This window comes from uncultured Campylobacter sp., from assembly GCF_938045405.1.
In the GTDB taxonomy this organism is placed as follows: domain Bacteria; phylum Campylobacterota; class Campylobacteria; order Campylobacterales; family Campylobacteraceae; genus Campylobacter_B.
Map to the genome: position 1 here is coordinate 1 of NZ_CALIMW010000027.1, position 7,772 is coordinate 7,772.

Sequence of the window (7,772 nt, forward strand, 5' to 3'; positions counted from 1 at the left end):
AAGCCCACGTGGATCAGCACGTACTCGCCGACCGCCGCGGGCTCGGGGAGCAGATCCAAGCTCACGCCGCGGCGCACGCCCAGAGTCTCCACTGTTGCGAAATTGTTTTCATCGATTGAGATGATTTTTGAAGGGATTGAAAGGCACATTAACGAAATTCCTTCTTGTATTGTAGGAATTTCAGCCATTTCTCCACGCCCTCGCCGCTTTTGCTATCAAGCGCGATGACATCGGCTTTCGGATTGAGTTTGTGCACTTCGCGCACTACCTCCTGTATATCGAAGTCAAAATGCGGTAGTAGCGCGGTTTTAGTGATTACGACGCAGTCTGCGCGGCGAAATATCACGGGGTATTTTGCGATCTTATCACTACCCTCGGGCACGCTTAGAAGCACTACGTTCAGGTGCGCGCCTACGTCAAATGCTGCAGGGCAGACGAGGTTTCCGACGTTTTCTATGAAAACCAGATCTAAATTTTTAGTATCGATGTGATGAAGCCCCTCGTGGACCATAAAGGCGTCCAGATGGCAGGTCTCGCCGGTGCTGATTTGATGGGCCTGTGCGCCCGTTTTTATGATACGATCGGCATCGCGGTTAGTCTCCAGATCACCCTCGATGACGCCGATTTTAAATTTGCCGCTTTTGATAGTGGCCTCAAGTAGCGTCGTCTTGCCGCTACCGGGGCTGCTCATCAAATTTAGACATAAAATTTTATCCTCATCCAGATGGGCTCTGTTGTGAGCGGCCTCCTCGTCGTTGGCGCTTAAAATTTTACTCATCACCTCGATCGTCTTGGCGTCGCTGATAGCGACATTTGCGTGGATATGATCGTGCGCGTCGTGCTCGTGATCGACCCCAGCCTCATGCATATGGGCGTGGGAGTGGACGGTGCCGTCCGCGTGGGTATGGAGATGCTCGTGCGAATGAGCGTCATGAGTATGGCCTACTGAACAGCCGCAATCTTTACACATTTTTTATCCTTGGAAAATAAATTTTGCGCGTAAAATACCACGTTTTTGCTTTAAACGGCGTAAATTTGATAAATTTTATATCGAAGTGCAAAATTTTATGAAATTTAATGAGGCTTGAAATTTACGTGCTTCGTTTTCGTCTAAATTTAGTGCGCTGCTTGCGAAGGCTCGACGCAAAATTTTAAAGCTCGCGAGCAAAGCGCTGCTTTAAATTTAATCGCCTGCTCGCAGATTGCAGAGCCGTACGCCGTAAATTTAGATATCGTAGCTCACAACGGCTCAAAATAAACTAAAGATCGCCGTAGATAGGGGCGCGAAATTCAGGGCTTGCGAGCGGATTTTATCCCGGTGTTCTACAATCTCGCGCGTGCTCTCTCCGGCGTGCCGAACATCGTCGCGGCAGCCGTTTTCATATCGATTTTACGCTAACTCGGGCTTTACAAATACGGCATGAAAATGCGGCTCCTTATAAAATTTAGTCGCTAGCTGTACCGATCTCGCGCCAGTGCGTAAATTTCAACCCGCGACAAGAGCGCTTTTGATTAAAATTTATAAAATTTCGCGCTTTCGTTTGCCGCGTAAATTTAAACAAATTTTATTTGCACGCCTTGCGCAGCCGGCCCCGCCCGAATTTGCTACTTGACCTCAAAATCGCGCTGCACAACTCGCAAAAGTCGTGCCGAAGCTGCGTTTAAATTTAAAAGCGCGTAAATTTCGCGCGACGCGCTGTTTTCAAAAACATGCAAAAGCCCTACGCTTCGGTGATAACCGCCTTTACGAGCTTGGAAAATTTCACCCCTTTTAGCGCGCCGATTTTGGCGCTGAGCCGCTCGATCTTTGAAATTTTATCACGCATCGTGATCTCCTCGAAACAGTGGCGCTCGTCGATGTGGAAGTGGCTAGTACTGACGATGGTGACGTTTGCGTGGTGCTCGATCTCTACGAGCTGCTCGATCAGATCGCTTTGGTGATGATCGTAAGCGATGCAAAGCACGCCCACGCAGTCATCCTCGCCATCTCCATGAAGCACGCCCTCGACCATCTTTTCCCGGATCAGATCGCGGATAAACTCACTGCGGCTTAGGTACTGCTTGGCGCGCACCATCTCATCGAGATCCTCAAAAAGCTTCGTCGGCAGCGAAATGCTAAATCTTACGGCGCTCTCTTTTTCCTCTTTTTTCATAGCTCCCCTCATTTCGCGTATTTTGAATGTAATTTTACCGAAATTCCGCTCAAATAGTAAGAATTTTGCGCTAATTTGGCTTATTCTTTAAAATTTAAAGCTCCAAGGCACCGCGCTTATTTTGAAATTTTGCTCGCAGTTTCGCGTTGTATTTTAGTACTAGCGCGATGAAATTTACCGGTGCTACGTTATTTTAAATTCTACCGCGAGCTTGCGTCCAAATTTTAAGAGTCAGGCGCTAAATAGCGTCTTAGCTTGGGATCTGCGCAGTATTTAGCCACGCGCCGCGGTAGAATTTTGTATCGATCGCCGTAATAGCACGCGTGACGCTATGGCAGGCAACGGCGCGCCGTTAAATTTTAAAATTTTAACGTTTCGGTTGTGACATATAGAGACGGTAAGGCGCAAATTTATTCGCTGATTTTGCGATTTTAGAAAAGCTAGCTGCGTGATTTTATCGCCGTAGCGTTAGAATTTACGCAAAGCGCAGGCAGGGCGCAGAGTTCATTAAATTTAGCGGCGAGATGAAACTAGTAAATTTTACAAAGAGCGAGCTTAACGGCTATAATTGCGTTTTTTGTGGACGAGCTTAGCGCGAAATTTCGCTTAGATACGCTGCGAGCTGCCCGTATGCGATGCCGCTGTCGTTGCAAGGAACGGTGCGATTTAGATGAAATTTTATCCCTCGCTCGCGCAGCTTCGCGCACGTAAGATTTAGAAGCGTGGCGTTTTGAAAGACTCCGCCGCTTAGCACGACCTCGAGCCCGAAGCCCTCCGCAAACTCCGCGATGAAATTTGCGATGGCGTTTATAAATTTCGTCGCGGCCAAGCGCGGCTCATCGCTCAAAGCCTGCAAAAACGCCTCTTCGTAATCGATCACGTAGCATTCGCCGCCAAAGCCCCGCGGCGCCTCGTCACCCGTAGAATTTGTCGTGGAATTTGACGCAGAATCCGCTACGCTCATCGATAAGTCATAATTGATTCCATACGCAGAATTTAAACTCCGAGTGTTTGTCGAATTCGGCGCGTATATAAAATTTTGCTCGGTATCGCCGATTGTGGAATTTGCCGCGGAATTTTCCGCGTCGCTAGCCGAGCTGCAAACGTTCGCGGCGTTCGTGGCTGCAAATCTTTCACCGCTATTAGAATTCGTCGCGCGGCTATCGCGATTTATCGAGCCGCTAAAATTTTCCGCTATTCGCACCGCGGCATCGATAGAATTTCCTCTACAGACGCCGCTTTTATCCTCGCGTTCTGCACTGCAGATAGGATTTTTCGCCGCGCCAAATTTCTCGGGCATGCGCACCGCAGAGTCGATAGAGCTTTTTATCTTGTCAAAAATCCCCGCTTCGCTTGCCGCGCCCGCTTTTTTCAGCCTAAATTTATAGCTCTGCTCGCAGCCGTCGATATATAGGTTCTCAAGTCGCATGCCCGCTTCGCCGTCAAAGCTGACGGCTCGTAGATCGCAAATAATCGCTGCAAACGCGTCGAATAGCCGCCCTAGCGAGCTTGAGCGGACGGCACGCGGCGCGATTTTTTCTAAATTTGCTACTTCGCTCGCGCTAAATTTTGCTAAAAACTCGCGCGCAGCGTCCTTTGCATTAAATTTAAATATGAGCGCGAGCGCAAGCTTGTAGATGTTTTTGATCGCATTCTCGCCGCCGATAAGCGCGATCTCGTCGAATTTTGCGACGCGACGATAGCCGTGCGGGTCAAACACCATCACCTCGCCGCCCCAGATCGTGCCGTCCGTACCATAGCCGGTGCCGTCGAAGCAGAAGCCAAGGTATTTTTTGCCGCTGCCTAACAGCTCATCTTGCGCCAGATTCGACACCAGATGCGCGAAATGGTGCTGGTAGCGGATCACGGGGTATCCGCGCTGCTCGAAAAATCGCGTGTGTGAAAACTGCGGGTGCAGATCCGCGATGACGGCGTCGAATTTCAGCTCGTAGGCGCGCACGAACATATCCAAAAGCGCAAAAAATCGCTCATTCGTGGCGACATTTTTAAGATCGCCGATGTAGGGCGAGATGAAAATTTGCCCGTCTTTGTAGATCGCAAACTGATTTTTCAGCTCCGCTCCGAGCGCCAGGAAAGTGCCTTTTAGCCGGAATTTGCTAGGGAAAATTTTTGGATTCATTCCGCGAGATGTTCGCAAAAATAGCGCGCGATTTAAAATTCCGCTCGCTTGATCGTTCGCGCTTTTGAAATTTAACGCTGCGACGCCGTTTTTAAAATTTAATGTTGTGTCCTGGCTGCCTGGGGTCGCGCCTCGCTTGCTATTTGAAGTCGCAAAGTGCTCGCTATCCGGGACTGCGATATTATGCATGACTTCGCTTGACGCCGCTACGTCGCTTTTTAAATTTGAAGGTGCGGCGCCAAATTTATCGCTCAATGTTACCGCGCCCTGCTCGCCTTTTGCTTTTTTGAAATTTTTCGCGTTCTCGGGGCTGCGGCGCTTCATATCAATCAATGCCACGCCGTTTTTAAAATTTAAAGATGCATCGTCGAGTTCATCGTTTGATGCCACGACGTTGTGCCCGTCATCCGAGAGCGCGTCACAACTATCTATCGCCGCATCGGCGCTTTCATCGGCTGCCGCCGCATCGCAGATGCTACCTAGTGCGGCGCTTTCTTGCTCGTTTTTTGCTTTTTTGAATAAATTCTGCGAATTTTTTAGCTCGCAAACGGCTACTTGCGAGCTTTGCAGACCTTCACTCGGATCGCACTTCGAGCCTTGCTTGGAATTTGCCCGTTTCAGATCATCGCTTTTCGAGTTTGACGTATTTTCATTCGGCTGCCGCTTTATAATCACGTTCAAATCGGACTTCGTATCGATCGAGGGAAGCGACATAGCATGCGGTGCTTCAAAATTTTGCGCCATATTCTCGCTGTGAGCCCGGGTCTCAAGCGTGTATATATCGTGCGTGCGATCGTTTGCCTTCGCGCTTACAGCTTCTTTTTTAAATTCCTGCAAAAACGCGATACTATCGTCGCTCGGCGTTAAAATTTCGCGATTATTGTCCAGGTAAAACGAGATGACGCCGCCCAGCTTCGCGCGCAACTCCTCGCTGCTAAAAATAATGGGCTCGCTGCTGATATTGGCGCTAGTAGCGACAATCGGGCGATCAAAGTATTCAAAAAGCAGCAGATGCACGCCGGTGTTGGCTATGAAAATGCCGATTTTATTAAGGTTCGGCGCCACGCTTGGAGCGATAAAAATCGCGCCTGCTCTAAAAATCGCCGAAAAGCTTGCGGGCAAACGCACGAAATCGCCCTCGCTATCGGAATGGGCGCCGTGTACGCGCGCCGTGCACGCCTGTGCAGAGCATGAACCTTGCAAATTTATCGTCTGTTGCGGACTCGGCTCGCTCGCCGAACGCTGCAAATCTGCCTTATTTGCAGCATGTCGCAAGCTCTGAATATTCGCCGAATTTTGCGAAATAGACTCGTCCGTCGCAAGCCGAAAATCAGGCTCATTCGCCGCGCATTGCGAGTCTTGGCTATCCACTGCGGACTGTAAATTTAACTCATTAGTCGTATGTCGCAGCTCTAGCTCGCCTTCTGCTTGCGGCGAGCTCAAATTTTTAGCCACGCACTGCAAATCAGACCCATCGTATGTGCGCTTTAGCTCGTTTGCCGCACACTGCGAGTCGTCTGCCGCTAGCGTATCGTAGGCGAAATTACGACGCGCCGTTTTACTGAAAATTTGCGCACTCTGTAATTCGCCCTGCTCCGTGTAATTCTCAGCGCCTTGCGTGCTAAAATTTTGCGCCGCGGAATTGCGTAAATTTTGTAACGCAGAGCCCCGCTCTTGCGCCGTCTCTTCTTGCTCGCCTGCAAATCTCGGCGATATAGGATTTTTGCCTTGCGCCTTTAAATTTTGCGTGCCGAAATCCGCCGCAAAGCCCGTCAGCGTGCGCCAAACAAACTCGCGCTTTTTTAAAATCACGATCGGCTTGACGTTACAGTCTATCAGCGCCTCTTCCTCTGCGCTTAGGCTTGCTGCGCGCCCTGCCTGCGCTGCGTCGCGACACATGATCGCAAAAGGCTTGCTCGGGCGTTTTTTGAGCGTTCGCAGCATCCGTACTGCGCACTCGTTCGTCGCATCGCAGACGATGTGAAAGCCGCCCATCCCTTTGATCGCACCGATCTGTCCGCGCCGCAAAAGCTCCGCCGTGCGCGCTATCGCATCCTCGCCGCTTGATAAAATTTCGCCGTCCGCGCCGCATAAAAACAGCTGCGGGCCGCAGTGCGGGCAGGAGATCGGCTCGGCGTGATAGCGGCGCGTGAGCGGGTCCGTGTATTCGCCGCGGCAAAACTCGCACATCTCAAACTCCCTCATCGTGGTATTTGCACGGTCGTACGGCAGCGCGGCGATGATGCTAAGGCGCGGGCCGCAATCGGTGCAGTTGATAAAAGGATAGTGGAAGCGCGGATTTTGCGGGTCGTAAAACTCTTTTTTGCACTGATCGCAGATCGCAAAATCGGGCAGGATCGGGTTAAATTTACGCCCCTCTTTGGACTGCGTGATCTTAAAATCAGTAAAATTCTGCGTAAAATCTTGCGTATTTAGATCGGTGCGGGTAATTTTATCGATACGACAAAGCGGCGGCGCCTCGCTGCGAAGGCGCTGCTCGAAAATTTTTAAAATTTCTTCTTCGCGCAGATCTTGCTCGGCGTTTTGCGGATGGTGCTCAGAGCCCTGCAAATCCTGCGAGCAGAGGTTTTGCTCGGGTAAAGCTAGCAAGATAGAGCCCTGCCCGTTTAGATTTGGCTCGGATAAGTTGGGCAGGAATTTCTCGCTCGCTGCGGCTTGAAAATCTCTCGTCAAATCATGCGGCAAGCTCGTCAAATCAGGCGGATTTGCTAAATCGTTTGCTAGATCACGTAGTGAGCCGGCCGAATCATCCGGTAAGTTCGGTGTGCTTTGCGGCGAAATGGAGTTCGAATTTAAATTTGAGCCCGTAAAATTTAGTGACGAGCTTGCGGTCTCGTTAGAATCCGGCTTGGTAGAATTTAAAGACCGAGTAGCTGATAACGATACTTTCTGTGCTTGAATTTCGTTAGAATTTGGCTCATCTAAATTTAAAGAGGCGAAATTTTTATCGACTGAGTTCTGTTGCGCTCCGAAAAGGTCTACGCAAACGATGATTTTAACGCCCTCGCCATCGTTATAAACCTCGCCTTTCAGCCCCAAATCCACGGCGAGTTTATAGACGAATGGGCGAAACCCAACCCCCTGCACCGCTCCAAAAATCTCAAATTTAGCCGCTTTCATACACATGCTTTCATAAATCGCGCGACGTCGGAGCTGTTTTGCGAGCAAAATGCGCTCGCGGCAGGCGGACAAAGCGTTCCGGACGCTGCAAAATATGCTCTAAATTTAATAAAATTTGTTCCTTCACGCCCGCGCCCTTTGCCGCTTTTTTAAAATTTCGCGCGATCTCATCTGCGTTAAGCTTAGCCCGTATGGCGCAGCTATCGGCACCCCAATGCCCGCGCAACTCGCCGTTTTGCGAATAAGGCTTCAAAGCTTTGCCAAAAATACGCATATATGCCCGATCTAGCGAGCTTGAAGCGCGAAGCTGTCGCTAAAGCTCGCGTCAAAATTTTTGC

The 7,772-nt window shown here is 50.1% G+C and carries 5 protein-coding genes; all 5 read right to left on the reverse strand.

Annotated features, from left to right (window positions below; genetic code table 11):
• A partial coding sequence (gene hypC / locus Q0140_RS01035) for a HypC/HybG/HupF family hydrogenase formation chaperone (RefSeq protein ID WP_297960724.1) occupies positions 1-149 on the reverse strand: 149 nt, incomplete at its 3' end.
• Positions 149-970, reverse strand: a complete 822-nt coding sequence (gene hypB, locus Q0140_RS01040; RefSeq protein ID WP_297960713.1) for a hydrogenase nickel incorporation protein HypB — start codon at positions 968-970, stop codon at positions 149-151. The genes hypC and hypB, both read right to left, overlap by 1 nt.
• A gap of 751 nt (positions 971-1,721) precedes the next feature.
• Positions 1,722-2,153, reverse strand: a complete 432-nt coding sequence (gene nikR, locus Q0140_RS01045) for a nickel-responsive transcriptional regulator NikR (protein ID WP_005870445.1) — start codon at positions 2,151-2,153, stop codon at positions 1,722-1,724.
• 589 nt (positions 2,154-2,742) lie between these two features.
• Complete coding sequence (locus Q0140_RS01050) at positions 2,743-7,434, reverse strand: Sua5/YciO/YrdC/YwlC family protein (RefSeq protein WP_366112816.1); 4,692 nt, start codon at positions 7,432-7,434, stop codon at positions 2,743-2,745.
• Positions 7,435-7,444: 10 nt separating this feature from the next.
• A complete protein-coding gene (locus tag Q0140_RS01055) occupies positions 7,445-7,687 on the reverse strand; it encodes a hypothetical protein (protein ID WP_297960721.1) in 243 nt (80 codons plus the stop codon).
• Positions 7,688-7,772 lie beyond the last annotated feature (85 nt).